The following is a 26,470-nucleotide window of genomic DNA, read 5'->3' as shown; positions in this document are numbered from 1 at the left end:
GCAGTTTTATTTCAAGGAATGTTTTAAAACTAAATTTAGTTTTTGGCAAAAATACAAATTTGATGGCTATTTAGCCTAAGAAGCATCATGTATTTTTAAAAAAAATCCGGATACTTTTAAGCAAAGCATCCGGATAAAATTAATTAGTATAATTTTTTACTGTGTTGGTTTTACAGTTAATTTTGTGTTTTTTTACATCATATCGTGTCCCATTCCGCCGTGCATGTGCGCACCCGCACCAGCTTTGTCTTCGCTGGGCTTGTCAACAATTAAGCATTCGGTGGTAAGGAACATGCCAGCAATAGAAGCGGCGTTTTCAAGTGCAACGCGGGTTACTTTGGTTGGGTCAATTACACCATCGGCATAAAGGTCGCCATATTTTTCGGTGCGGGCATTAAAGCCGTAGCTACCGCCATTAGCGCGTACACCTTGCACAATTATTGAACCTTCGAGGCCTGCATTGGCAACAATTTGGCGAAGCGGCTCTTCTAAAGCGCGGCGAATAATGTCAATTCCGGTTTGTTCATCTTCGTTCTCTCCTTTAAGGTCGGTTAAGGCATCAACGGCACGAATATAAGCAACACCACCCCCCGGAACGATACCTTCTTGAACGGCAGCGCGGGTAGCATGTAGGGCATCATCAACGCGGTCTTTTTTCTCTTTCATTTCTACTTCGGTAGGCGCACCTACATATAAAACGGCAACACCACCCGACAATTTTGCCAAACGCTCTTGTAGTTTTTCGCGGTCGTAGTCGCTGGTTGTGGTTTCAATTTGGGCTTTTATTTGGTTTACGCGGGCTTTAATTTCTTCGCCTTCGCCTTTGCCGTCAACAATAGTGGTATTGTCTTTGTCAATAGTAACTTTGTCGCAACGGCCTAATTGTTGCAAGGTAGCACTTTCAAGTTTATAGCCGCGCTCTTCGCTAATTACTTGGCCACCGGTTAAAATGGCAATATCTTCGAGCATGGCTTTACGGCGGTCACCAAAGCCGGGTGCTTTAACAGCAGCCACGCGCAAGGTGCCGCGTAATTTGTTTACCACTAAGGTAGCAAGTGCTTCGCCGTCAATATCTTCGGCAATAATTAACAAGGGCCGACCTGTTTGAGCAGCTTTTTCTAAAATGGGCAACAAGTCTTTCATGCTCGATATTTTTTTGTCGTAAATCAACAAATATGGCGACTCAAGGTCGGCTTCCATTTTATCGGCGTTGGTAACAAAATAGGGCGAGATGTATCCGCGGTCAAACTGCATACCTTCTACTACGTCAACGTAGGTGTCGGTGCCTTTGGCCTCTTCAACGGTAATAACGCCTTCAATTTTAACTTTTTGCATAGCTTCGGCAATAAGTTTACCAATTTCGTGGTCGTTATTGGCCGATATGGTGGCAACTTGCTCAATTTTAGTATTGTCGTCGCCAACGTGTACCGACATATTTTTTAACGAAGCAACTACGGTTTTAACTGCTTTGTCAATACCGCGTTTTAGGTCCATGGGGTTAGCGCCGGCAGCCAAACTTTTTAAGCCGCCGTTAATAATGGCTTGCGAAAGTACGGTAGCGGTGGTAGTACCGTCTCCGGCCGAATCGCTGGTTTTTGAAGCCACCTCTTTAAGCATTTGTGCGCCAAGGTTTTCGGTGGGGTCTTCTAATTCAATTTCTTTAGCTACAGTTACGCCATCTTTGGTAACGGTAGGCGCGCCAAATTTTTTCTCAATAATAACGTTACGACCTTTAGGGCCTAAGGTTACTTTTACCGAGTTGGCCAATATGTCAACGCCGCGCTTTAATTTTTCGCGGGCATCAACTTCAAATTTAATAAGTTTTGCCATATAAGTATTTGATATAATTTTGTTTAAAAAATAGTTTTACAGTTAGAAAAATTAGATTTTTTTTGTTTTCATCCGGAATATAAGTTTGTCTAACTACAATTTCATCCGGAGTTTGAGCCGAGTATGCTATTCTATTTTGCCGTCAACTCAACTTAACTGAAATAAAGAGGTACTAATATTACAGCACGGCATAAATATCGCTTTCGCGCATAATAAGGTAGTCTTCGCCTTCAATGCTTATTTCGGTACCCGAATATTTGCCATACATAACGGTATCGCCAACTTGTACGGTCATGGGTTCGTCTTTTTTGCCCGCGCCAACGGCTTTTACGATGCCACGTTGGGGTTTTTCTTTAGCTGTGTCGGGAATAATGATACCGCCTTTGGTGGTTTCTTCGGCATCGGCAGGCTTAACCAAAACGCGGTCGCCAAGGGGTTTAATAGTAAGATTCATACTGATTATAGAATTTGTTTTTTAAATAATTACAATGTAATATTGGTTTGAAAGAAATGAAATTGAGCCAAAATAAAAATAATGGTAATCAACTACAGTCTTGTTTTAGCATTTATTGTGCCATTTTGATTTTGCCGACAATTTTACAGTTATTGCCAATTAATTGAGATTTATACTGCAATTAAACTGACATAAAGGCAGGTTGCTTTGACAAAAGCGTTTTGCTTCAGGCAATCAACCGCTTAGCTTGTTTTTATCCGGATAAAAGATTAAACCGATATAGGTGCTTTTATGCTTGGGTGCGCTTGGTAATTTTCAAAATTTATATCGTTAAATGTAAACTCGAAAAGGTTGTTAACACTTTTGTTTAAAGTTAAGGTGGGCAAAGGTAGTGGTTGCCGGCTTAATTGCAGTTTGGCCTGTTCGAGGTGGTTTAAGTAAAGATGGGCATCGCCAAGCGTATGTATAAACTCGCCTACCTGAAGGTTGCATACCTGGGCTACCAAGTGGGTAAGCAAAGCATACGAGGCTATATTAAATGGTACACCTAAAAAAATGTCGGCGCTGCGTTGGTACAATTGGCACGAAAGTTGGCCGTTTTGCACGTAAAACTGAAACAAACAATGGCACGGTGGCAAGGCCATTTTGGGTACATCGGCGGGGTTCCAGGCGGTAACAATATGCCGGCGGCTATTGGGGTTATGTTGTAGGCTTTGTAAAACCTGTGCAATTTGGTCAATGGTTTGCCCAGCTTGGCGACTTGGCCACAAGCGCCATTGATGCCCATAAACAGGTCCAAGGTTGCCTTCGGCATCGGCCCACTCGTTCCAAATAGTTACGCCGTTGTCGGTCAGGTATTTTATGTTCGAGTCGCCGCGCAAAAACCACAACAATTCGTAAACTATTGATTTCGTATGTAGTTTTTTTGTAGTCAGCAACGGAAATCCTTCTTGCAAATTAAACCGCATTTGATGCCCAAAAACGCCAATTGTGCCTGTGCCCGTGCGGTCGCTTTTTTGCACACCGTTAGCCAATACATGGTTTAGTAAGTTTAAATAAGTTTGCATGGGCTTAGTTTATATTGCGGGTTAATTGCATATAATTAAAATAAGAAGGGTAGTGGTTCAGACTACTAAATAAAATTTTACGAGGTAGTGTTCAAAAAAGTGTGTAAACTGATTTTGAGTTGCGGTTGTAAAATCATTTAGCTGCCAAAATTAGTATTTTTTTAACGAATTGAGGAGCGGATAATTTTTTTACCGCTCTGTTACTTTTATCCGGATGAATTTTTCGAAGCATATAGCCTGAATCAGGATTTTTAGGATTTATTTTTGCCCCAATTTGTACCCTTTCAGGGCTTAGGAGCAACCCACGCAATCCGTCTTGAGCTATGATTTTATTATCGTAGCTGCTTAAGAATTAAACCATTATTATTAACGTGTATAGCTTAAAAAAGTTGTATGTAGGAATAAAAACAGCTAGTACCAAAACTGCAAAATTTGAAGTCATACAAAATTGCCTGTTTCTATTCCCTCCTAATTTTAAATTAATCCTCAACTTTTATAAAAAAAATTCCAAATCAACTAAATTTTTCCTTTCTTATCAACATAAAATAAATAATTTGAACTGAAAAGTAAAAAAAAAAAAATTTAAATTTAAAAAATGATACAAAACCCTAACCTCAATCTAAAATTACTAAAAACTCCTTTTATAACCACCACATAGACACATAGCGGTTGTTTAAGCCCCAAAAGGTGTGGCAGTTTTAAACCCCTGATACTAAGAACAATAATCCGTTATAAAAAAATGACAACGGGTAAAATATTACATTTGTTGAGAACTTAAATCATCAAAGGACATGTGTTTTAAGCGAATACCTTCACTCTCCGGATCTATTTTTCCGGATTGATTATTTACACGCCATCCTTATCTTACCAAAGTAACATTGCCTTTGTATTCAACCGGCGAGCCATCTAAGGCTTTTGCTTTTACGTACCACACATAAACGCCAACTTGGGCAATTTGTGTGCTGTTGCTGTTAACGTTGTCAGCAGCAATGCTGCCGTTCCAGCCTTGCGTGGCGTTGTTGCCAATGTACACCTGTTGCCCCCAACGGTTATAAACAGCCATTTCGTAGCCGGTTTCTAAAAGGTTTTTGGTGTGGGGCAGCAAAATATCGTTTACTGCATCGTTATTAGGACTAAACGCAGTAGGCATAATTAGAATGGGTGGTGGGAAACCTACTGTTATTTTAGCTTGGGCTGTGGCCGTACAGCCGCCGGGTGTGGTGGCCGTTAAGGTATAAGTTGTTGTTTGAGGTGGGTTTACCGTAGGGGTGGGGCAGTCAACGCAACTAATATCGGTTGCGGGTTGCCACTGCCAGGTAATTGCGTTAATATTGACATTGGTGCCGGTAGCCGTAGCATTTAAAGCCAAACTGCCGCCAAGTTGTATGCTGCTGTCGGCGGGGGTTAGGCTTAGGCTAAGGTCTTCGACCTGCAAACTTAGGCTAAACGAGGTTTGGCAGCCGGCGGGTTCAATAGCTTGTAAGCTTATGTTTTTGGTGCCGGCGGTTTCCCATTCTAAGGTGTAAGGGCCTTGCCCAGTCCCCGAAATAACAGTTGCGCCGTCAAAACTCCAGTTGTATTGGTGGGTAGTATTATTGCCGTTGCCGGTATAGGTGAGGGTAATTGGGGTGTTTATGCAAATTAAATCGTCCGAAACGACAAACGTGGCAGTAGGTGCAGCTTTTACGGTAATATCCATTTGAACTGGCGGACTGGGGCAGGTGTTTCCGGGATTTAGGACTTCTAAATTAATGGTTTTATTGCCTTCGGTTGGCCATGCGAGCTGGTAAGGGCCTTGCCCACTTCCGGATACAATAGTTGCGCCGTCAAAATTCCAGTTAAAAGTGGCATTAGCGGGTGCATTTCCGGAAAAATTAGCCGTAATCGTATCGCCTAAACAAATTTCATTGTCGCTAAGTGTAAACTTAACTTCAGGCGGAAAAAGTACGGTTATAAAAAAGCCCATATTGCTTACGCAGTTGTCTTCGCCGGTTAATTCAACCGAGTAGTAGGTATCGGTTGTTGGACTTACCTCAATGCTTTGAGTAGTTTCGCCCGTTGACCATAGGTAGGCATCGGCACTTAGGGCAGTTAGGGTCATTTTATCGCCCAGGCAGACGTCAAAAAACTCGTCGCTGCTATAACTTACTACTTTTACACTTGCCCAAAGGGTGTCGGGGGCGCAGGCGGTTAAAAACTGGTAAATCATGGCAACGTTGTAGGTGCCGGGTTTTTTATAAGCATAAGATATGGCTTGACCTACCCCTGTTGCGCCGTTGTCGCCAAAGTCCCACGAGGTAAACAGCACGCTGGAGGGGTCGGTATATTGCACGTTAAAATTAACCTGTTCGTTGGCGCATACGTTTTTGTCAAAAATGGTATAATCGCTGGTGTCAATGCCTAAAACAATATCGAATTTAAGTTTTAAGTTTGTTAAATTAGCGCCGGCAACATAGCCATAAGACTCATAGTCGCCATAACCGTAAACGTAGGCTATCATATCTTCTCCGGATAAAATGTGGTTTCCTTGTATAATATCAATTTGTGCATACGAAAAATCGGGTTGGCTTGCCAAAGTACTAAATTTTGAAGCTTGCGGGAAATCGTCTAATTTAACCTTGTTTACTAAGTCGGTTGGCACAACTACATTGACATAGTAGTTGGTAATAACGCTTGAGGCAAAGGCGTTAAAATTAATGTAGTCAAGGGTTTGTTCGATGGGGCTAATGATAATAAAAAATGGGTCGGCACTAACATTGTCGCAACCTTGCCCTTTGCTGTATTGGCCAATCATAATGGGTTTGGTGGCCTCAACATAGGTGGCAGCGCCCCAAGAGGTTTCGTAAAAGTCGCCAGCGTCTAAATTAAGCGGGCTGCCGCCGTCAAAAGTAACGGTTGTACCGTCTTCGCTTGCCATTATGCGTATTAGGTCGTCTTTGCGGGTTTTGTAGGGTACGGTAACAAAGCGAGTGCCCCAGGTTGTGGTAGGTGGCATTTGTTCAAGCAGGTGGTCGCAAGCTGGACAGCCGCCCACGTTAGTGCATTTTGCTCCGGCCATAACGGCAAAACTAAGGCAGTTGTCGGGCGAATTACTGCGCACCCGCGAGCCGGTAAGGTCGGTATCTGACTGTAAAAGATAGGTTTGTCCCTGGTCAAGGGTAATGCTAAATGGCGTATTTGCTGGCTGGCCTGTAGTAGTTGCCGAACTTGGTGTTATTTCAACTTCGGTATTATTTTGAGTGCCAACTACAACTAAATACGAAGGGTAGCCGGTCCAGCCGCTTAACGATTCAAAACCCATGGCGTAATAGTCTTTACCCAAGGTTGAGGTTGGGTAAACAATGGCGGCATCGGCAGTTGCTTGAAAATAATTTAATATATACACCGACACAGAGTCTTCGGCGGTAATATGTATGCCGCGCCCCATTACAACATCGGGCTTATCGGTTATTGCCTCTGTATCCGGAAGATCAATTTTTAGCGTAGTTCCGGCAGTTACAATAAAGTCTTGGTTAAATGTTTCAAAAGGTATAGAAATATTGCCCTTTGTATCAATATCGCTACTAATATAAACCGAAAGCGCACCGTTACTAGTGGGTTCGTTGGGGGTAAATGTTGTCCAAAAATCGGTGCCTTTTGTCGAAAAATTTTGTGCTGAAAGTGTTAGCGTAAATATTAGTGTTAGTAAGATAGTGTATAATATTTTTTGCATCTTATAGATTTTGAAAAAAGAATAGTAAAAATAAATGTGCTGTAATTTAAACATACGAAAGCCCAAAGTTAAACGTTGCTTATGGCTGTCCGGATGGGTGGGTAATGCTTAAAAATGTCGGGTTATTTACGCAAAAGTAATTATTTAAAACGAGAATAGTTAGTTGCTTAAAAAATAGTTAATCTGCGTAACTTTGAGGCGCAAATTTTACTCCCGTTATGTTTTACTAAATTGCTGCTCACCCCTAACATTTATTGGGTACAGTTCATGTCGTTTTTATTTAAAATAAACCTATGATTTTATTTGTTTTTTGGCAATCTGCCGCGAATAATTCTGCTTTTTTTGCGAAAGAGTGGCTTAATAATACTGTTTCTGATTATTTGGTTGCCCTTGCTTGGCTAATTACCATGTTAGTTTTAATGCGCTTTGTTGTCAATAAAATTGTTGATTTTTTATACAATTTTTTTGTTAAGGGATATATGCCAAACGCAAACCGCGAAGCATTTAATAAACTTTTGGTCAGGCCCATTCAGCTGTTGTTTTTTTTATTAACAATGGTAATTGTGTTAAAAGCATTACATTTTCCCGATTTTTTTGAAGGAAATATTGCCGGATACAACTTTGAAGCGCTTAGGCATGGTTTTTATAAAGTAGTGTTTGTGTTGGGTTTGATTTGGATTATCTTCCGGATATTGGATTTTGCCTCCTTAGTGTTATCGGCACGTGTTAGTAATACCGAAAGCCGGGCAGACGACCAGGTTTTAGGTTTTGCCCGCGACTTTTTAAAAATAATTATATTTTTTATTGGATTTATTTTTATTTTAAGTCATGTTTTTAAATTCGATGTATCGGCCTTGCTTACCGGCGCCGGTATTATTGGTATTGCTGTTGCCCTTGCCGCCAAAGAAAGCCTCGAAAACCTGTTAGCTACTATTATTATAATTGCCGAACAGCCATTTATTCTTGGCGACTATATTGACGCAGGCAACAATATACAAGGCCGCGTTGAATATATTGGGTTTAGAAGCACCCGCCTGCGCACCCTTGAACGCACCTATATAACCATTCCTAACCGAACCATTATTAATGCCGCCGTTGAAAACCAAAGCCTGCGAAACTCGCGCCGCGTAAAAATACAATTAATTTTATCGCACAACAACGATTCTGCCAAATTACGGCAACTGCTTGATGCAATCAAAACCCAGTTAACAAAAAACTACCCTTTAGAAAGTCCCCCTGTTGCCGTTTTTTCTGAATTTGTCAATAACAACGTCAAAATTATTGTTGAGTGTTATTTGGCCGATATGAAATGGCCACTTTTTGTAAGCAAACGCGAAGATATTAATTTTACTATACTCGATATAATACAGCAGCACCAATTTGAACTAAGCAGCGAAAAACAAACTCAAATTTAATGTTTAACACTATTTTGTTTACTCCTGACTTATTTTTCGGTGAGGTCTTCAACAATATACCCTACTTCCGAAATTAACAAAGCGTCTGTTTCTAAGCCGTGGGCAATTTTTAAACTGTATTTTCCGGATGGCATTTGCATCGGCGCTTCAAGTTCCTGTTCCAAATCCCACATATCGCCCATACCACTTCCTAAATTTTCACCAGCAGCATCTTTAATTTTTAGGTTAAGCTTGGCTGCTTGTGGTTGGCTATTTGGTTTAGTTAGGGCATATAAAATGGGCAAATCGCTATACGGAATTACCGTTGCATGCCGTACGGCTAATAAAATACGACCTTTTTCGAGGGGTTTTGTCAGTTCAAACTCAAAATCAACAGTTTGACCTTTTTGCCAAATAGCATGAGGTATTTCGCTAAAACCCTGCTGCGGTCTGTTTGAGGAGCATTGGACAAATAACAACAATAATATCCCACTTAAAACAGCAATAATAAAAAAGGAAATTTGTTTAAACATAGGCAGGCAATACAAATGAAATTTAAAACAATAATTTAAGCCCTAAAGTTAGCTGTAAAACCACCATATTAGCTGTGTTTACCCATAAATAATACTAAATTTATAGTTATTACGCAGTTTGAGGCTATAAAAGCCCGTGTATCCGGTTTATTCCGGAAACACCCCTGCCAGTAGAAATTATTTTTGGGTGGGCAAGTTGTTTCTTGCAATTTATCTAAAAAACGTATCTTTGCGTAAACAATTAATATTAAAAAAAATAAACAAGTAAATTTTAGTTTTCCACCCATTTCACAACACAATATATGTCTTCTACACGTTTTGAGGCCATTGAAACCGCGTTACACCGCAGTATTCCACACGTTCAAATGCCCTCGGCCAAAATTTCCGACTTTTTTGCCAGCCATGTGTTTACCACCGAAACCATGCGCAAATACCTCTCAAACGATGCCTTTATTAGCGTAATGGCAGCTATTGAAACCGGCAATAAAATTAGCCACGAGTTGGCCAATCAGGTAGCCGCTGCCATGAAAGAGTGGGCTATGAGCCTTGACGCAACCAGTTTTACCCATTGGTTTCAACCCTTAACTGGTTCGACCGCCGAAAAACACGAAACCTTTTTCCATCCTTCGTTTGACCATACCAAAGGCATGGAAAACTTTACCGGCGACTCGTTGGTGCAGCAAGAGCCCGACGGCTCAAGTTTCCCATCCGGAGGGCTGCGCGCCACCTTCGAAGCGCGAGGCTATACCGCATGGGACCCTTCCTCTCCGGCTTTTGTTATGACGGTTGGCTCGGCTAAAACTTTATGTATCCCTACTATTTTTGTTTCGTACACGGGCGAAGCCCTCGACTATAAAGTGCCCCTTTTGCGCTCGCAACAGTTTTTACAGCGCGCTGCCGTGCCTGTTTGCCAACTGTTTGATAAAAAAGTTAATCGCGTTTTTCCGACCTTAGGCTGGGAACAAGAGTATTTTTTAATAGATGCCGCCCTTTACCACGCCCGCCCCGATTTGGTACATGCCGGACGCACCCTTGTAGGCGCTAAACCCCCAAAGGGGCAACAATTAGACGACCATTATTTTGCCTCCATTCCCGAACGTGTACACGCCTACATGCTCGATTTTGAAACCGAAGCCCTAAAACTTGGGATTACCATTACTACCCGACACAACGAGGTTGCCCCCGGCCAGTACGAATGTGCGCCTGTTTTTGGCGAGGTAAATACCGCCGTTGATAAAAATCAATTGCTAATGAATATCATGGAGCTGGTAGCTCAAAGGCATGGTTTGGCCGTACTTTTCCACGAAAAACCCTTTGCCGGCGTAAATGGCTCGGGCAAACACAATAATTGGTCGTTGGCTACCAATACAGGCGTTAATTTATTGTCGCCGGGCAAAACCCCGCACAACAATTTGCAGTTTTTGACCTTTTTTGTAAATACTATAAAAGCGTTAAACGATAATGCCGATTTGTTGCGCGCCGCCATTGCCTCGGCCGGAAACGACCATCGTTTAGGTGCTAACGAGGCCCCCCCGGCTATTATTTCGGCCTTTATTGGCTCGGGATTAACCCATGTGTTAGAGCGTTTTGAGAACAACCAAAATCCGGATGGAAATACCGCAGCTGCCAAATTAGATATTGTAGCCTCTATTCCGGATTTAAAAATGGATAATACCGACCGCAATCGAACCTCGCCCTTTGCCTTTACCGGAAATAAATTTGAGTTTAGGGCAGTAGGCTCGTCGGCTACCTGCGCACGCCCCATGATTGCCCTTAACACTATTGTTGCGCAACAATTAGTTACTTTTAAAAAGGACGTAGATGGCTTAATATCAAAAAAAATAAACAAAGACGAAGCTATTATCCGGATATTGCAACGCTATCTTCAAACTTCAAAACGCATTTTGTTTGAAGGCGATAACTATACCGAGGAGTGGGCAACAAAAGCCGAAAAACGAGGTCTGTCGAATGTAAAAGATACGCCCCGCGCTTTAGATTTAATGATTGCGCCCGAGTCATACACGGTATATGTTAACAATGGCATTTACACCGCTACTGAATTAGAGGCACATTACGAAGTGCTGTTAGAAGCTTACCAAAAAGAAATTGCCATTGAAGCGCAGGTGTTAGAAGAAATGGCAACTACACAAATTTTGCCGGCAGCCATTAACTATCAAAACCAGTTATTGGCCAACGTACAAGGCTTGCAAACTGTTGGCTTAAAACCCAAACATACTGCCGCACAGCTACAATTACTTAAAAATATAAGCAAACATATAAACGGCTTACAAAAACAGGTGGGCAAATTGCAAACGGCCTACGCCAATGCTATAGCACACGAACACGCCCGCGACTGCGCCCGCGCTTTTTGCGACCATGTAAAACCGCGCTTCGACAAAATACGCCACCATGCCGACACCCTCGAAACCCTAATAGCCGACACGCATTGGCCCTTGCCCAAATACCGCGAATTGTTTTTTATTAAATAAAAAAAATAGCTTGTGTATTTACCTGCTTAGCTAATTGTTTGTACCAATAACAATCAATAAAAGATAACCACACTTTAATTTAGGTGTGGTTATTTGTTTTTACTTGATGGCACATTTTAAAAGTTTTTTGTTGCCAATAAAGCCCTCGTACAAATCGCCAATGGCAATGGGGCCCACACCGGCGGGGGTGCCGGTAAAAATAATATCTGATTGTTGCAATACAAAGTATTTTGACAAATAGCAAATAATTGCATTAAACGAAAACAACAAATTATTTGTGTTACCGTTTTGAACTGCCTGACCATTTTTATGCAAGCTAAACGCAATATCGCCGTTGGGTTGCTGTGCCTCGGCTATTGGTATGAATTGCCCCAGCGGCGCCGAGCCATTAAAGCCTTTTGCTATTTCCCAGGGTAAGCCTTTGTTTTTTAGCTCGGTTTGCAGGTCGCGGGCGGTAAAATCAATACCAACGGTAATTTTGTCGTAATATAAATGGGCAAAGCGGGGCTCTACGTTTTTGCCGTTTTTGCAGATTTGTATTACTAACTCACCTTCGTAATGAATATCGGTCGAAAAATCGGGATAATAAAACGGCTGTCCACGCAAAAGCAAGGCAGTGAGCGGCTTGCAAAACACTACCGGATTTTGGGGCATTTCGTTGTTTAGCTCGTGGACGTGCTCGGTATAATTGCGGCCAATACAAAAAATTTTCATCCCTTTTGTTTTGTGGGGTTAGTTTTAATTTGAGCAAAAAAATTATTGTTTTGCTTTTGTTTTAGTGTAAACATATAATACGCCCGCCATAACTATGGTACAGTACAAAGCGCCCGCCACAAATGCCCAGTGGCTTGGATTATTAAGACCAACAATATTGGCCAAATAGTAGCAAAAAACAGCTTGTATTATACCGAACAAGAACAAACCAATAGCTATTTTTTTTTCGGAAAATCCGGCATAAAAAAGGTGGTGGGTGGTATGGTCGCGGCCACCTTGTAATGGCGACTTGCCTTGCTTTAGCCGCCATAAGGTTACGGTTGTGGTATCAATTAAGGGGGGCAAAAATGCCAAAATGGGCAAAACAAACTGAGGCCAAAAAAAGCCTGCTTCGTTAGGCACACCAAAGCGGGGCCATAGGATTAAAATGGCAGATCCGGCTAAAAATACACCTAAAAACTGACTGCCGGCATCGCCCATATATACTTTTGCCGGATAAAAATTGTAATACAAATAGCCTAATAGGCTGCCTAAACAAGCTATTAATAGCGAAAGCATCCAAAAAGTAAAAGCATCCGGAAAATGGTTGTTTGTTAAAACGCCCAGCATGGCCAAAATGCTGCCTATGCTGGCAATAGTTGCTACCCCGTCCATGTTGTCAAACAGGTTAATGGCATTCATAATGCCAACACCCCAAAAAAAGGTAAGCATTATATTTAACCACCAATTGCCAAACGCAGTTATAACAACGCCGTGTATAACTAAAACGAAAATGGCCAAAAATTGTCCAAAGAGTTTGAATTTAGGGCTAAGGTGCATTGTATCATCTGCCCGACCAATGGCAAAGCCAACAAAACAGGCAACGGTTAGACCTAAAAATGGTTTTAGTTGCGTTGTAAAAAATGGCCATATAAAAAAATATCCGGAGAATAAAGCAGCCAATATAAAGACGCTAAAAAAAGCAATGCCGCCGGCAAATGGTTTTGAGGTCTGCCTCCACCGAACTTGCATTGGTAAGTCAAATTCGGTAGAAGTTGTTTTTTGGAGTTGTTTTTTTTTTGTGGTTGTTAGTACATACCTGCAAACCCCTGCCGATACCAAAAACGCAATTGGCAGCCAAACTAAAAATATTAAAGTCCACCAAAATTGTTCGTTCATAAAAAAACAACAAAGTATAAAAGTTGTGCTACTGATTAGTTGATGATGTTTAATTTTGGCGCAGGGGCAGTTATTTTTGTTTTACCTCCTCACACTTTGACAGCAAATAATAAAATGCTTTTGAGCAGCGTTCGGCACTGTTTTGGTCGTCGTAATCTACCCTGTAGCCGGTGTGCATAGTTACTTGGTTTTGCGGGAAGGCAGCTAAATCAACGGTGCGCCAGCTAAGCATGGCATCTGAAAATCCGGGATTTTTATGAAAAAAATAACCTACTTGTACTTTTGCCTCGCTGTTTTTGGTTTTAATTAGCAACATAGCCCCATCGTCTTTACGATTATACCGGTTTGGGATTACGGCTATACTGCTTGGGTCGAGGTCGTTAATATTGGCTTTTAAAATGGCTATATTGCGCCCCGGATAAACCACCCGATAAATTAGGTTGCAGTCGCCGTCAATTTGTAGCTCGCAGTTTCCGGCATCGCGCACGTTGTATTTTACAGGTGCCCAGCGTTGTAAATGCCGGTTGATAAAGGTTAGGGAGCGGGTAAAAATTTCTTCGGCTGAGGCGTTATATAGCGGGTTGTCTGAGGTTTTGGCGGCCGATGGTGCTTCGTTTTCGGGGTCGGCGGTGGTTTCGGGATTAGGCGTTTGGGGGGCGGTTTCATTTGTGCCGGCCTCGTTGCCATCATTGCCATCGGCGGGGGCTACGTTTGCCGGCGGAAAACCAAGTGGGGCATCGCTGGCTGTATTTGTATTCGATGGGTTAGCGGCAGTAGTAGCAGCAGTAGTGTTGGCCGTTTGTTGCTTTGAACTGCTGTTGCAACTTATTACCATTGTAAAAACAAGCGTAAGAAGCAGTACGTTTAATGTGGTAATATAAAATAGGTTGGTCTTTTTCATGGGCGTATAAATTTTGGCGCAAAGTTAGGACTTTTGTAGGCTATTACAAAACCACAAGCACCTTCAGCCCAAATTAGCCTTGTTAGTTAATGTTAATAAAGGTTTTGGTGTGTTTTGTACCTTTGCTGTGTTTACGCTCAAAACCAATATTGATAAAAAATAATGTTTGCCCAAATACCCCTGCCTGCCGTGCCCTGCCGCGCCGCGCCAAGCGACCGCGCCGAAATGACCAATCAATTATTGTTTGGCGAACTGGTACAAATTACAGACATTGCCCCAAAAAACGACTGGCTGCAAATACAAAGCCTGCACGACCAATATGAAGCTTGGATTGATGCTAAACAGCTCGCTTTTTTTCCGGATCCGGATCCGGATACGAATCCGGATTTTATTAAGACTCAATCTGTTCTTAATCTTACACATTACTCCTCTAAACCTTTTTCTATCCTACAAACTGGATTAAATACTAAACGCCAACAGCAAAAAATTTATTTGCCCATTGGCTCAGTTTTAAATTGGGCTAAAGAAAACCCCAAACATATATACATAGCACAAAAAGCAATGGGTTTTTTTGAAGGAGACGAATTTATTGCCGCTTGCAATCACAACGATAATGATAATGATAATAATGATATTTTAACACCAGCCCAGTTATTGCCTTATGCTTTGCCGCTGTTAGGAGCGCCGTATCTTTGGGGTGGGCGTACGCCTATGGGTTTCGATTGCTCGGGGTTAATGCAGGTATTGTACCGTCTGGCAAATATAAACTTACCGCGCGATGCATGGCAGCAAGCTCAAACAGGCCAAGAAATACCGCTAAACGAGGCGCAAACAGGTAATTTGGCATTTTTTAGCAATACACAGGGACGTATTGTGCATGTAGGAATGGTAGTTGGGCTTAAAAACGCCGACAGCACCCCAAAAAGTACCAAGCACGAGGTGCAAATACTACACGCGCATGGGCAGGTGCGCCTTGATGCGTTAAACGAGCGCGGCATTTTTAATTCAGAAAAACAAACCTACTCGCACAGTTTAGCGTTTGTTTGTAAAATATAATACGGCTTGCAAAAAGAGCAAACTGTATCGCAAATCACACAATTTTAACTAATGCTGAACGTTGATGGTGGTTTATTGTTTTGTTTTATTTCTTAACGTATATTGATATGGCATTTATGTTGTTTTCGTTTTTCATCCGGATTTGGATTTGGTTGAGCCATAAAATTATTGTGCTGTTTGTTTTTTTACTGCTTGGTGTGCTACTCTCAATCTCTTGCTTTTCATTAAACTTATACGCACAAAAAATACCAGCCGTCGAATATGCGGTTATTGAAGGAAAAATTACCCACCCAACCAACAACGAAATAGCTGTTTTAATAGTAACAAACAGTTTAGATGGCAGTAAAGAATTAAGCTCGACCCCAATAGACATGACTACGGGCAGTTTTAAACTGGCACTCAAATTGGGCGCGCCTACCTTAATGAACTTATTGTATAATGACAATAAATGGCAACAACCAATTTATGTAAAGCCGGGTAGCCGAATAACACTACAATTTGATGCCCTTAACCCGGATAAGACCCTTAAATTTGCCGGAGATTTGGCTAATGACAACAATTTTTTAGCTGCCTATCAAACCAAATTTGATTGTAATTTTGATGCTACTTGCCGCGACATTATGGACTATGTAGTAAAAACACCTGCCCAAATATTAACTGCCGAAAATGACCTGAAAATCCGGAAAAAAACGTTTTTAACTGAGTTTACTCAAAAACAACCTTTATCAGAAGAGCTAAATACGGTTGCACTAAACGAAATTAACTATTATTACGCTTGGTCGTTGTTAGATTATGGCAATAACTACAATATTGCCACCGCCCAACAAGGCAGTAGTTTGCCTGCCAACTGGTTAGATTTTATAGACAAGGAGGTAAATATTGCCAACCCCAACCTGCTTAAAAGTAATGTTTATATTGCTTTTATTGATGTTTGGTTGTTGAACGCCTTTAACCAATACGCTAAAACTTATCCGCCGGGTGTGCAGCCCGAAAAAACGGCGCTAAAATTTAAAACCGATTTGTTGAAACAAAAATTAGCTACTTTTCCGGAGTTATTGGAGTATCATTTGGCGCGTCAAATAATTTTGGCTACCTACCTTGTGCGCTCGCACGGCGCTGGCGACCTGCCCGATATTTTTAACGACTATCTGCGCACCGCCCAGCACGAACCCTACTTAAAGGCCACTATTGTAGCTGTTGAAACGGTTATGCAATTTGCTCCGGGCAGTTCTGCTCCTAATTTTACGGCTATAAATAATCAAAATAAGCCTGTTGAACTGGCCAACTTGCGCGGCAAAGTAGTATATATTGATTTTTGGGCAAGTTGGTGCAAACCCTGTTTGGCGCAAATAGAAGCCTTAAAACCGGTAAAACAAGAGCTGTTGGCGAATTTAAACGACGAGGTGGTGTTTTTATATATATCGTTAGATGACGATGCGCAAAGTTGGCAAAATGCCATTGAAAAATATCAGATACAAGGCATACATGTGCGCCCTCCGGATGGTTTTAAAGACCCAATTGCCCGCGCCTACCGAATTACAGGGGTGCCTGTGCAATTTGTAGTTAATAAAATGGGTAATTTTGCTCCTCGTCCGCCTTCGGCTTCGCAAACACAGGCTTTAGTGGCCTATTTTAACCAGCTTACAAAGAAAACGAGTTATTAAAGACAAACAACTAATTCATAATTTATAACAGTTGCCATGAGTTACGAACCAAACCTGCCCGATGAAAACTTATATCCGGAAGAAAAACAAAAATTGCCGCTTAATGCTGCCCTAACAACATCTAAAGCCAAGGAAGAACCTACAAGTGAAGTCGCAAATGAAGCCATTGAAAAAGGAAATGAGAACGAAATTAACAGTTCCGAGTTTAAAGAGGAAGACGTTTTTGACGCACAACAAGTTGGGAAAAGTGTTAATTCGTATTCGCGGTATTCGGGTTTAGCATTTCAAATGGCGGGTGCTATTGTTTTGCCTATGTTGTTGGGCTTAAAAGCCGACCAGTGGTTACACACCAAGCCTTGGCTCACCTTGGTTTTTACTTTGTTTGGTGTGTTTGCAGGTATGTATATTGTTATTAAAGGAACAACAAATAAATAAACAAATAACAGAACTTCGACAATTATTTACTACCATAGCGGATAAAAGGGCAAGCCTTTAAACGTCCATTGCCAATACAAATATGGAATAAATATTGGGACATAGGCTTGCGCTTTTATATCCGGAAATTTATTGTAAAAACCTGCCCATTCGATTCTGAATGTCCGTAAAAATCCAAATCTGTTTTTATAGAATGGAGCAATTCTTAGGCCGTATATTATTTCAAATTTTCGGGGAACATTGTCTATATAATTAAAAGTACTCCCATAACATAAGAGGTTGTCAACTAGAAACTTTCCTCTTTAACCACAAGACGATACATTGCCACGGTGCGAGCTATTGTAAATCAATTTATTTGTTGATGATGACGCTTATATTTAACGAATATCGTGCATCCATTTCCGGATAGTTGGGGCAATTAAAAGCATCAGCACGCCAAAGCCTATGCACACGTAAGCAACATTTTTAAAGACGTAGGTATATCCGGAGCAGCCTTCTTCAAACTTAATAATCGAGCCTAAAAAACCGGCTATGTATTGCCCCGCTGCCGAAAATAAAAACCAAATACCCATCATACGACCTGTCATGTGGGCCGGCGACAGTTTGGTTACCATACTTAAACCAATAGGCGATATACAAAGCTCGGCAGTTGATAAAAACAAATAGGCTAAGGCATAAAATAAAAACGGCTCAAGCCCTTGCGCGTTGCTAAACAAACTTATGCCCGACCAAAACAAGCCAAAACCAATAAACAACTGCAAAAATGATAAGCCAAATTTACGGGCGGTGGTAGGCTCGGCGTTGTGTTTATTTAACCATACCCAAAGCCAGGCAAAAACCGGACTCAATAATACGATAAAAAACGGATTGATAGCATTATTTAAAGAAGCTGCCGGAAAAGTAAACCCACCAAAGGTTCTGTTTACACAATCGTCTGCAAATAGGTTAATTACACCGCCTCCCATTTCGTAAAAACCCCAAAACATGGCTGACGATACGATTAAAATTAGGGCGGCCATTAATTTTTGCCCTACCGTGCCCCCCAACTGTTTTATGTGGTAGGCAACGTATCCTATAGCGGCAATTACTAAGGTGGGCATTACAAAATCCATAATTTCTTTTTTGTATATGAGCAGCGCAAAAAACGGCACGCATAAAAACGACAACAAATAAATAACCCTTTCGGTGCTAAGGCCATAGATTGGTTTATTTAAGGTCGAGTTTTCGGGAGGAAGCCCGCGTTCGCCTAAACTGTGCTGGTTAGTGGTAAATACCGCTAACCCAGCTAACATTAATATGCCTGCCAAGCCAAAGCCCCAATGCCAGCTATAGATTTCGCCAATATAGCCACATATTAAACCGCCCAAAAATGCGCCTAAGTTTATACCCATGTAAAAGATAGAAAAACCTGCATCGCGGCGTGGGTCGCCTTGCTCGTAAAGCGTTCCTACCATGGTGCTTATATTGGGCTTAAAAAATCCGTTGCCACAAACAATAAAAGCCATACCCAAATAAAAAGCCCATTCGGAGCTAAACGCCAGCACAAAATGCCCTACGGCCATAGTAATACCGCCAAAAATAACTGCTTTGCGGTAGCCCAAAATGCGGTCGGCAAGCAGGCCGCCAAACATGGGCATTACATATACTAACGACATATAGGCACCTTGTATAAGACTGGCATCGCTTTTTTCGTAAAGCAACACCTTGGTCATATATAAAATAAGCAGAGCTTTCATGCCGTAAAAGCTAAAACGCTCCCACATTTCGGCAAAAAATAATATCCAAAGCTGGCGCGGGTGTTTCATATTTGCGTTTGAAGTTGATTAAAACTGAAGATTAAAATTAGGAGAACTGTATTATAAAGCCGAAAGGTACAAAAAAAATGTAGTAGGTTGTTTCCGGATACTTTAGAAAAACATGCTTAAAAATTCTGTTCTTTTATTTCGCACTCAAATTTGTAAAAAATGAGTTAATTTTACCAGCCTAAGCTTAAAAACTGTCGCCCAAATTTTATTACCTTTACACTATATTTATTTGCCATGAACTTACATAAACCCATTGATTTTGTTGCGGTTAAACAGGCTTTTACCAACTATTTAGAAGCAAATCAGCAGCGAAAAACTGCCGAAAGATATGCGATTTTAGAAGAAGTTTTTAAACGCAACGACCATTTTGACGCCGAAACCTTGTATTTACACTTAAAAAACAATCGTTATGCCATTAGCAGGGCTACCGTTTACAACACGCTCGAGCTTTTGGTGGCTTGTAATTTAGTTACTAAACATCAGTTTGGCAAAAATCTGACCCAATACGAAAAAGCTTTTTCGTACCGCCAGCACGACCACCTTATTTGTGTTAATTGTAACCGCGTAATTGAATTTTGCGACCCCCGGATTCAGCAAATAAAAGATGCCGTTGCCGAGGCAACTCATTTTACCGTCCAATATCATTCGCTTAATTTATATGGCACCTGTAACGGAGCCTGCGATAATTTTCCAAAAACATTGCCCAAAAAAGGGGAAAAATAAAAAACCGCTAACTTGTGAAAAAACAAATTAGCGGCAATCTTAAAAATTTAGAAAACTACAATCAAATTTGGGACTAAGTAAGCACTAAAAACATTAATTAATTTTAATATCTTTAAACGTTCCGCTCAACGTGCGTTGCACTCCCGAAAGCGGCGTTTGTAAATGCACGGTAAAACATCCGGATACTTTTTTATTAGCAGTATCATAGGCATCAATTTTTAAGCTGTTCTCGGCATTTGGTTCAATTTTGTTGTATTGTTGTTGAGGTGTGGCAATGTCGGCATATACAAAATTTACCTGATTAGCGCCAGTATTATCTACTTTGTAAGTACCTACTGCTACTCCTTTAACTGTGATGGTTAAAGTGCTGCCGATTGACGAGGTAGAATTAAGCAAAAAGCTTCCGCTGTTAATTTGTGCATTATTAAACTGCTCTGCCCAGGTAGTTGTAGTAATGCCGGGGCCAGCAATGGTAAAATCGAACCCAACTTTAGCATTTTTGCTGCAATTGCTGTTTTTTGTTGTATCGTTGGGGTCAATTGGGTCGTCGTCGCCACAACCTGTTGATGAAAAAGCAAAACAACCTAAAAATAAAAGGGTTAAAAGTAGTCGAACAAACATAATTTAAATGTTTTTTGAAAATGTTTTTTGAAAATTGGCACTAAGATAGCCAAAATTAGACAATCAATGGTATAAATTATTTTACTTAATCGATATTTCTTCTTCTAAAATTAGAGGGAACCCAAAAAAAAGGCAAATTATACTAAAATGATTTACAAAATAGTCCAAAAATAAAGCCTAAAAAGTTTCCGGAACAAGTTTTACATGTAGGCAAACCTATCAATGGCACCACTCCGCGCCTTCGACACGTTGTAGGGTTACAAACAGAAAAGGCGTAAAGAAAATAGGCGTATAAAATACTGTTTGAGCGCAGGTAGCGGGCAGAATATTTTCTGCCCTTAATTTTTAGGCTTTGAAGTGCAGTAAACCGTTAAGCAACGGGGCGTAGCGCTTGATTTTTTTGTTACTTTTTGTACAACACAAAAATCGAAAATTTTTAACTTTACACACTTTTTTTAGACACTACCGATAAAATACTTGCGGAAGTTTTGAATTTACCGCCATGGACAGCCGCGCGAATTAGTATATATTACTGAAGGACGCTTTGACATATCTAATAAATAACCATTTAAAACCAATTCTAATCATGAAAAAATTATTAACCATTTTACTTGCCATTTTATTACACCCTGTTTTGGGCTATGCGCAAGTTGCCGATACCATTGCCGCCAATGGCAGAACCTATACCCAAATATTCGATAGCCTAAGCACAGGGCTTGTGCCCGCTCGTATTCCCTACGGCGTGCTTTACGACCGCGTTTTGCCTTAGACCAACCTAACCGAACGCCAAAACAACACCCGCCCCCCGCCCTAATATCCGGATAGGGCAAAACAAATCCGTAAAATCCGAACAATCCTAAAAAATCAGTGGTTCAGATAATATCCGGAATAAAAAGAAAAATTCAACCAAATCAAAGTTCAAAACGATTTAAATATTTCATTTTATGAAACTAAATATACCTGTTTTGGCAATATTGTGTATGGTTAGTATAAATAGCCATGCACAATATTCGCCTTATTTTGAAGTCGAATTCGACTCTACTTGGACTGAGAACGGTTTAGGGGTAGTACAAATGCCCAATGGCAACTATTTAGCAGTTGGTGAAAACACACCTTCTCTTCCTGCACCAGCGGCTGCAAATGTTGCAGTTACAAATATCAACGGCAAACTTTTGAGTTATGTTACTTATCAACCTAATAGCAATGACCTTATTTTTAATGATATTGTTATGGTGTCTGAAAACGCATTTGCCTTTTGTGGGTTTGGAAAAAACTTTGGAGAAAAACACAATAATACCTGTTTTGGTTTTATAGATAGTTTGGGTAAAGTAGTAAAAATGAAATGGGTGGGCGATTCCATCATTGGGTCTTCGGTATTGGGAATGGTTTATGCAAAAAACGATGGTTTTGTATTGGCAGGCACCCAATTTACCACTTCGCGCATACCCTATTTAATAAAATTAGATACGGCGGGCAACGAGCAATGGGCATATACCTACCCAATATTAGATTGCTACGACTCCGATTTTACCGATATAGCCTTAGCACCCGATGGCAATTATATTGTAGTAGGTCGAAAATGCTTAATTGTTTCAAGTAATAATACAGGTATGGCTTTTATTTGTAAAATAAATACAAAAGGCGATTTGCTCTGGTATAAATATTTTGAAATGGATGATTATACCGCATTTGCGCATATTGCAGTAGATGATGATAATAACTACTACATAACAGGCATAAAAACGCATATTAATTGGAAAAATGGATTTGTAATGAAATTAGATAGCAATAGAAATATAGTATGGATAGATAATAGTTTTAAGAATGGGTCGAGTTTGAGTGTTAGCATGCTTATGCCTAATGACGAATTAGTTGTAGTAGGACAAACCATTGTTGGTACTAAATTAGATATGACGATAAGAAAATACAATACTGCAGGTGAAATTAAATGGGCGCGCACCTATGGTGGACCCGACAAACACGATTACGGCTATGATGCCAAACTCACTGCCCATGGTGGTTTTATCATAACGGGTCGCAAGGAGAGCGGCACAGTAGGCAGCAATTTATGGTTAGTGAGTACCAACTGCATGGGCTTACTCACCGAGCCGCAAGCCAGTTACGAAATTGCCCAAAACGAGGGCTTAACCCTAACGCTCAAAAATACCAGCCAATACGTTTACCCCGATAGTATAGACGGTGGTTTTTATGTAGTTGATTGGGGCGATGGCTCAAAAGATACCATCACCACTGATAAAGAGCCGACTTTAACGCATACCTACGCACAATACGGCACTTATAATGTTGTACTTTATGGCTGGGTTTGCAACGACCTTAGTGTTTATGGACAGCCAATGGGCGTTTGGCCCGTTGGCATCGAAAATTCCCCCTCTTCGAGGGCAGTAAGCACCAACCCCGCCCACCAAACCGCTACTCTAACCCTAAACCCCAACTACACCCATTTAATACACCAAGGCGAAACCCTTGAAATTTTTAACACCCAAGGGCAGTTGGTAAAAACCATTCCTTTATCCGGATTTGAAACAACCACGTTTACCACCGCCAACCTAATATCCGGAATATATTACTGCCGCCTTCAAAACCATCCGGAGATAGAGGGCGTTAAAATGGTGGTGTGGTAATTTTTTTAGTTGGTGGGGCATCTTGCCCCTTCTAAAATTCCGTAAACGATGAATAGAGCTTGCCGAAACTCCTTGGTTCGGGTAATAAAGATTATAATGCTACCACCTTCGGGGTAGTTTTTATTTGGTTTTTTTGTGTTTTATAAGCATTTCACCTCTTCGGGGTTTAGCAGCCGTTTGCGCAACCATCCGGAGATAGAAGGCGTTAAACTCCTACTCTACTAATTCGCCCTTTTTGAGGGAATTTAGGGGGAGTTTTTCCCATCCTCGGTTTTCGCATGGTGCAAACTACATACTGCGGTTTATTATAGGATGGGCTATAAAAACAAAAAACACAAACCAAAAAAGGGCAATAAAGCGTTTACTGTTGTCGGCAACTGTGTTATGTTAAAAACTAATTAAACAATTAACTATTAAACTCACTAAACAATTGCTACAAACAAAAGTAAAATAAACGGCAACGTCCTACTCTCCCACCTTTACGGCAGTACCATCGGCGCTGGGGAGCTTAACTTCTCTGTTCGGGATGGGAAGAGGTGGTGCCTCCCCGCTATAATCACCTCGTTGCTTTGCCGCCCTATTTTGTTAGGCCTGAGCCAACAAATTTTGTCTTCTGGTTTGTGTTTTGTTATTTATTGTGTTATCAATAAATTAATGACAAGAAAGAAATTATTTTAACGGCTTAAACAACACACATATCGCACACAGCGCTGTATTTCTTGTTTATCGCATCGTTTTTATCTCTTATATGGTAGAACTTTTAAGTAATTGAAATCAAACAATTTAAACATTTGTAATAAGTATTAAGGTCAAAACAGGCTCTTTTCAGATTTTTGTCGTAGGTATCATCAATACCTTTTGCGTTTCAAAATTTACATTCACATACACGCACGCTAATTAATCAATAAACACCTCGCCTCTTTTAGTTTATGCTTTCTTGCCCTAAATAACCGGCAGATCTTGTTCAATTGTTTAATTAACCAAACTAAATATCTGCCATATTGTAGGCAAGTAACAACGGAATAGAAATGCAATATCGAAATACTGCTCCAACTCCCATTGATTTACTAATTGATTATAAGTAGTGTTCTTTGCTAACATTGCTTCTGCTCGCTGTACAACTATTGATTGTCTTTATTTTGGCGATTGACCCTTTACAACTGTATTATCTACAACAGCAACAAATCAAACATCCATCTTTGCAAACAACCAACTAAGCAGTATAGAACTTGTGAAAGTTTACGGGCGATTAGTATGGCTCGGCTATGATGTCTCCATCTTTACACCTGCCACCTATCAATGTCGTCATCTTCAACTGCCCTTAAAAGATATCTCATCTTGAAGCAGGCTTCGCGCTTAGATGCTTTCAGCGCTTATCCCAACCGAACATAGCTACCCGGCACTGCACCTTGGCACAACGGTACACTAGAGGTTCGTCCGATACGGTCCTCTCGTACTAGTATCAGCCCTCCGCAAATATCTAACGCCCACAGTAGATAGAGACCGAACTGTCTTGCGACGTTCTGAACCCAGCTCGCGTACCACTTTAATGGGCGAACAGCCCAACCCTTGGGACCTTCTCCAGCCCCAGGATGTGACGAGCCGACATCGAGGTGCCAAACCTCCCCGTCGATGTGAGCTCTTGGGGGAGATCAGCCTGTTATCCCCGGAGTACCTTTTATCCTTTGAGCGATGGCCCTTCCATGCGGAACCACCGGATCACTTTACCCTAGTTTCCTACCTGCTCGACTTGTCGGTCTTGCAGTCAAGCGCCCTTATGCTAATACACTCTACGCACGGTTACCAAGCGTGCTGAGGGCACCTTTGAAGCCTCCGTTACTCTTTTGGAGGCGACCGCCCCAGCCAAACTACCCACCAAGCACTGTCTCCTCGCAGGATTAGACACTAAATAAACAAAGGGTGGTATTTCAACGTTGGCTCCACAACTACTAGCGTAGCCGTCTCTCAGCCTCCCACCTATCCTACACATCATTTACCCAGTATCAATGCTAAGCTATAGTGAAGGTTCACAGGGTCTTTTCGTCCCACTGCGGGTAAACGGCATCTTCACCGTTACTACAATTTCACCGAGCTCGTGGCCGAGACAGTGCCCAGATCGTTACACCATTCGTGCAGGTCGGAACTTACCCGACAAGGAATTTCGCTACCTTAGGACCGTTATAGTTACGGCCGCCGTTTACTGGGGCTTCAGTCAAGAGCTTCGAGTTGCCTCTAACCCCCTCCCTTAACCTTCCAGCACCGGGCAGGTGTCAGACCCTATACTTAGCCTTTCAGCTTGGCAGAGTCCTGTGTTTTTGTTAAACAGTCGCCTGGGCCTCTTCACTGCGGCCTCCCATTCGCATGGGGAGGCGTCCCTTCTCCCGAAGTTACGGGACTATTTTGCCTAATTCCTTAGCCACGATTCACTCGAGCACCTTAGGATACTCTCCTCGACTACCTGTGTCGGTTTGCGGTACGGGCATTGTATACCTTTTGCTTAGAAGATTTTCTTGGAAGCTTGCTTGGGGGCATTATCTCCTCTCCCGAAGGTTCAGAGTACTATCAGCTCTCAGCTCAGTGTCCGGATTTGCCTGAACACCTCACAGCCTACTACCTTTAACGCACACTTCCGTCCGTGCGCAGCCCTTACGCTCCTTCGTCCCTCCTTCGCAGTTTACAATGGTACGGAATTATCCATCCGTTTCCCATCGGAATCCCCTCACGGGTTATCCTTGGGCCCGACTAACCCTGATCCGATTAGCGTTGATCAGGAACCCTTAGTCTTGCGGTGACAAGGTTTTTCACCTTGTTTATCGTTACTTATGCCTACATTTGCTTTTGTAGCATCTCCACTCCGACTCACGTACTGAAGCTTCGACAACGCTACAATGCTCCCCTACCACACTACCTCGCGGTAGTATCCATGTCTTCGGTGGTAAACTTGATGCCCGGTTATTTTCCGCGCTCAATCACTCGACCAGTGAGCTGTTACGCACTCTTTAAATGATGGCTGCTTCCAAGCCAACATCCTGGCTGTCTCTGCAATCGAACATCGTTTCCTCAACTTAGCTTACCCTTGGGGACCTTAGACGATGGTCTGGGTTCTTTCCCTCTCGGCTACGGGCCTTAGCACCCGCAGCCTCTCTCCAGGTTATCCGATGACAGCATTCGGAGTTCGTCAGGGGGTGGTAGGCGGTGAAGCCCCCTAACCCTATCGGTAGCTCTACCTCTGTCATCTTCTATGCACCTAGGCTGCCCCCTAAAGGCATTTC

18 protein-coding genes and 2 rRNA genes (1 of these 20 running past the window's edge) are annotated in these 26,470 nt (G+C 41.7%); 8 read left to right on the top strand and 12 right to left on the bottom strand.

Going from position 1 to position 26,470, the window contains the following annotated elements; genetic code table 11:
* Positions 1-192: 192 nt before the first annotated feature.
* From groL to IPI59_03035, 4 genes are all read right to left on the bottom strand, one after another.
* On the bottom strand, positions 193-1,830 hold the full coding sequence (groL, locus tag IPI59_03050) for a chaperonin GroEL (protein MBK7526536.1): 1,638 nt from the start codon (positions 1,828-1,830) through the stop codon (positions 193-195).
* 178 nt (positions 1,831-2,008) lie between these two features.
* Entirely contained in the window at positions 2,009-2,284 is a 276-nt protein-coding gene (locus IPI59_03045; GenBank protein MBK7526535.1) for a co-chaperone GroES, read from the bottom strand.
* A 269-nt stretch (positions 2,285-2,553) separates the two neighbouring features.
* On the bottom strand, positions 2,554-3,351 hold the full coding sequence (locus tag IPI59_03040) for a thymidylate synthase (protein MBK7526534.1): 798 nt from the start codon (positions 3,349-3,351) through the stop codon (positions 2,554-2,556).
* Positions 3,352-4,210: 859 nt separating this feature from the next.
* A complete protein-coding gene (locus tag IPI59_03035; GenBank protein MBK7526533.1) occupies positions 4,211-7,063 on the bottom strand; it encodes a gliding motility-associated C-terminal domain-containing protein in 2,853 nt (950 codons plus the stop codon).
* Between the two features lie 293 nt (positions 7,064-7,356).
* On the opposite strand from IPI59_03035, the gene IPI59_03030 reads away from it, so the two are divergent.
* The gene (locus tag IPI59_03030; protein MBK7526532.1) at positions 7,357-8,478 is read left to right on the top strand and encodes a mechanosensitive ion channel; all 1,122 of its coding nucleotides are present in this window, start codon (positions 7,357-7,359) and stop codon (positions 8,476-8,478) included.
* A 29-nt stretch (positions 8,479-8,507) separates the two neighbouring features.
* Here the strand turns inward: IPI59_03030 and IPI59_03025 are convergent, their stop codons facing one another.
* Positions 8,508-8,990, bottom strand: coding sequence for a hypothetical protein (locus IPI59_03025; GenBank protein ID MBK7526531.1), 483 nt, complete (start codon positions 8,988-8,990; stop codon positions 8,508-8,510).
* Between the two features lie 302 nt (positions 8,991-9,292).
* Between IPI59_03025 and IPI59_03020 the strand changes: the two genes are divergently transcribed.
* A complete protein-coding gene (locus tag IPI59_03020; GenBank protein ID MBK7526530.1) occupies positions 9,293-11,479 on the top strand; it encodes a glutamine synthetase III in 2,187 nt (728 codons plus the stop codon).
* Positions 11,480-11,578: 99 nt separating this feature from the next.
* Here the strand turns inward: IPI59_03020 and IPI59_03015 are convergent, their stop codons facing one another.
* The 3 genes from IPI59_03015 to IPI59_03005 form a co-directional block, all read right to left on the bottom strand.
* Entirely contained in the window at positions 11,579-12,193 is a 615-nt protein-coding gene (locus tag IPI59_03015) for a fumarylacetoacetate hydrolase family protein (GenBank protein MBK7526529.1), read from the bottom strand.
* Positions 12,194-12,235: 42 nt separating this feature from the next.
* The gene (locus tag IPI59_03010) at positions 12,236-13,351 is read right to left on the bottom strand and encodes an undecaprenyl/decaprenyl-phosphate alpha-N-acetylglucosaminyl 1-phosphate transferase (protein ID MBK7526528.1); all 1,116 of its coding nucleotides are present in this window, start codon (positions 13,349-13,351) and stop codon (positions 12,236-12,238) included.
* 70 nt (positions 13,352-13,421) lie between these two features.
* Positions 13,422-14,252 (bottom strand): hypothetical protein, encoded by an 831-nt coding sequence (locus tag IPI59_03005; GenBank protein ID MBK7526527.1) that lies wholly within the window; start codon positions 14,250-14,252, stop codon positions 13,422-13,424.
* A gap of 162 nt (positions 14,253-14,414) precedes the next feature.
* Between IPI59_03005 and IPI59_03000 the strand changes: the two genes are divergently transcribed.
* The 3 genes from IPI59_03000 to IPI59_02990 all read left to right on the top strand — a co-directional run bounded on the left by IPI59_03000 (position 14,415) and on the right by IPI59_02990 (position 17,407).
* Positions 14,415-15,308 carry a C40 family peptidase gene (locus IPI59_03000; protein ID MBK7526526.1) on the top strand — a complete coding sequence of 298 codons (894 nt, stop codon included), beginning with the start codon at positions 14,415-14,417 and terminating at the stop codon, positions 15,306-15,308.
* 107 nt (positions 15,309-15,415) lie between these two features.
* Positions 15,416-16,972, top strand: coding sequence for a TlpA family protein disulfide reductase (locus IPI59_02995; GenBank protein ID MBK7526525.1), 1,557 nt, complete (start codon positions 15,416-15,418; stop codon positions 16,970-16,972).
* A gap of 36 nt (positions 16,973-17,008) precedes the next feature.
* On the top strand, positions 17,009-17,407 hold the full coding sequence (locus tag IPI59_02990; protein ID MBK7526524.1) for an AtpZ/AtpI family protein: 399 nt from the start codon (positions 17,009-17,011) through the stop codon (positions 17,405-17,407).
* Between the two features lie 377 nt (positions 17,408-17,784).
* Here IPI59_02990 and IPI59_02985 read toward each other — a convergent pair whose 3' ends face one another.
* Positions 17,785-19,212 (bottom strand): peptide MFS transporter, encoded by a 1,428-nt coding sequence (locus tag IPI59_02985; protein MBK7526523.1) that lies wholly within the window; start codon positions 19,210-19,212, stop codon positions 17,785-17,787.
* 234 nt (positions 19,213-19,446) lie between these two features.
* Between IPI59_02985 and IPI59_02980 the strand changes: the two genes are divergently transcribed.
* On the top strand, positions 19,447-19,935 hold the full coding sequence (locus IPI59_02980; protein MBK7526522.1) for a transcriptional repressor: 489 nt from the start codon (positions 19,447-19,449) through the stop codon (positions 19,933-19,935).
* Positions 19,936-20,028: 93 nt separating this feature from the next.
* Here IPI59_02980 and IPI59_02975 read toward each other — a convergent pair whose 3' ends face one another.
* A complete protein-coding gene (locus IPI59_02975) occupies positions 20,029-20,556 on the bottom strand; it encodes a hypothetical protein (protein ID MBK7526521.1) in 528 nt (175 codons plus the stop codon).
* A 586-nt stretch (positions 20,557-21,142) separates the two neighbouring features.
* Between IPI59_02975 and IPI59_02970 the strand changes: the two genes are divergently transcribed.
* A complete protein-coding gene (locus tag IPI59_02970) occupies positions 21,143-21,325 on the top strand; it encodes a hypothetical protein (protein MBK7526520.1) in 183 nt (60 codons plus the stop codon).
* A gap of 175 nt (positions 21,326-21,500) precedes the next feature.
* Positions 21,501-23,198: a T9SS type A sorting domain-containing protein gene (locus tag IPI59_02965; protein ID MBK7526519.1), complete on the top strand. Its 1,698-nt coding sequence runs from the start codon at positions 21,501-21,503 to the stop codon at positions 23,196-23,198.
* Between the two features lie 452 nt (positions 23,199-23,650).
* Here the strand turns inward: IPI59_02965 and rrf are convergent.
* Together rrf and IPI59_02955 are read right to left on the bottom strand one after the other, a co-directional pair.
* Positions 23,651-23,762: ribosomal RNA gene (gene rrf / locus IPI59_02960) — 5S ribosomal RNA — on the bottom strand.
* A gap of 665 nt (positions 23,763-24,427) precedes the next feature.
* A 23S ribosomal RNA gene (locus IPI59_02955) occupies positions 24,428-26,470 on the bottom strand; it runs 849 nt beyond the window's last position.

This window comes from Sphingobacteriales bacterium (assembly GCA_016706405.1).
GTDB lineage: Bacteria > Bacteroidota > Bacteroidia > Chitinophagales > UBA2359 > BJ6.
This window is presented reverse-complemented; position numbering and strand designations above follow the sequence as displayed.

Bases quoted from the DNA above. Each gene is read 5' to 3' on its own strand.
- groL (MBK7526536.1), bottom strand. From the start codon at position 1,830: ATGGCAAAACTTATTAAATTTGAAGTTGATGCCCGCGAAAAATTAAAG.
- IPI59_03035 (MBK7526533.1), bottom strand. From the start codon at position 7,063: ATGCAAAAAATATTATACACTATCTTACTAACACTAATATTTACGCTA.
- IPI59_02985 (MBK7526523.1), bottom strand. From the start codon at position 19,212: ATGAAACACCCGCGCCAGCTTTGGATATTATTTTTTGCCGAAATGTGG.
- IPI59_03010 (MBK7526528.1), bottom strand. From the start codon at position 13,351: ATGAACGAACAATTTTGGTGGACTTTAATATTTTTAGTTTGGCTGCCA.
- IPI59_03005 (MBK7526527.1), bottom strand. From the start codon at position 14,252: ATGAAAAAGACCAACCTATTTTATATTACCACATTAAACGTACTGCTT.
- IPI59_02990 (MBK7526524.1), top strand. From the start codon at position 17,009: ATGAGTTACGAACCAAACCTGCCCGATGAAAACTTATATCCGGAAGAA.
- IPI59_03000 (MBK7526526.1), top strand. From the start codon at position 14,415: ATGTTTGCCCAAATACCCCTGCCTGCCGTGCCCTGCCGCGCCGCGCCA.
- IPI59_03020 (MBK7526530.1), top strand. From the start codon at position 9,293: ATGTCTTCTACACGTTTTGAGGCCATTGAAACCGCGTTACACCGCAGT.
- IPI59_02980 (MBK7526522.1), top strand. From the start codon at position 19,447: ATGAACTTACATAAACCCATTGATTTTGTTGCGGTTAAACAGGCTTTT.
- IPI59_03015 (MBK7526529.1), bottom strand. From the start codon at position 12,193: ATGAAAATTTTTTGTATTGGCCGCAATTATACCGAGCACGTCCACGAG.
- IPI59_02970 (MBK7526520.1), top strand. From the start codon at position 21,143: ATGAAAAAATTATTAACCATTTTACTTGCCATTTTATTACACCCTGTT.
- IPI59_02995 (MBK7526525.1), top strand. From the start codon at position 15,416: ATGGCATTTATGTTGTTTTCGTTTTTCATCCGGATTTGGATTTGGTTG.
- IPI59_03040 (MBK7526534.1), bottom strand. From the start codon at position 3,351: ATGCAAACTTATTTAAACTTACTAAACCATGTATTGGCTAACGGTGTG.
- IPI59_02965 (MBK7526519.1), top strand. From the start codon at position 21,501: ATGAAACTAAATATACCTGTTTTGGCAATATTGTGTATGGTTAGTATA.
- IPI59_02975 (MBK7526521.1), bottom strand. From the start codon at position 20,556: ATGTTTGTTCGACTACTTTTAACCCTTTTATTTTTAGGTTGTTTTGCT.
- IPI59_03030 (MBK7526532.1), top strand. From the start codon at position 7,357: ATGATTTTATTTGTTTTTTGGCAATCTGCCGCGAATAATTCTGCTTTT.
- IPI59_03025 (MBK7526531.1), bottom strand. From the start codon at position 8,990: ATGTTTAAACAAATTTCCTTTTTTATTATTGCTGTTTTAAGTGGGATA.
- IPI59_03045 (MBK7526535.1), bottom strand. From the start codon at position 2,284: ATGAATCTTACTATTAAACCCCTTGGCGACCGCGTTTTGGTTAAGCCT.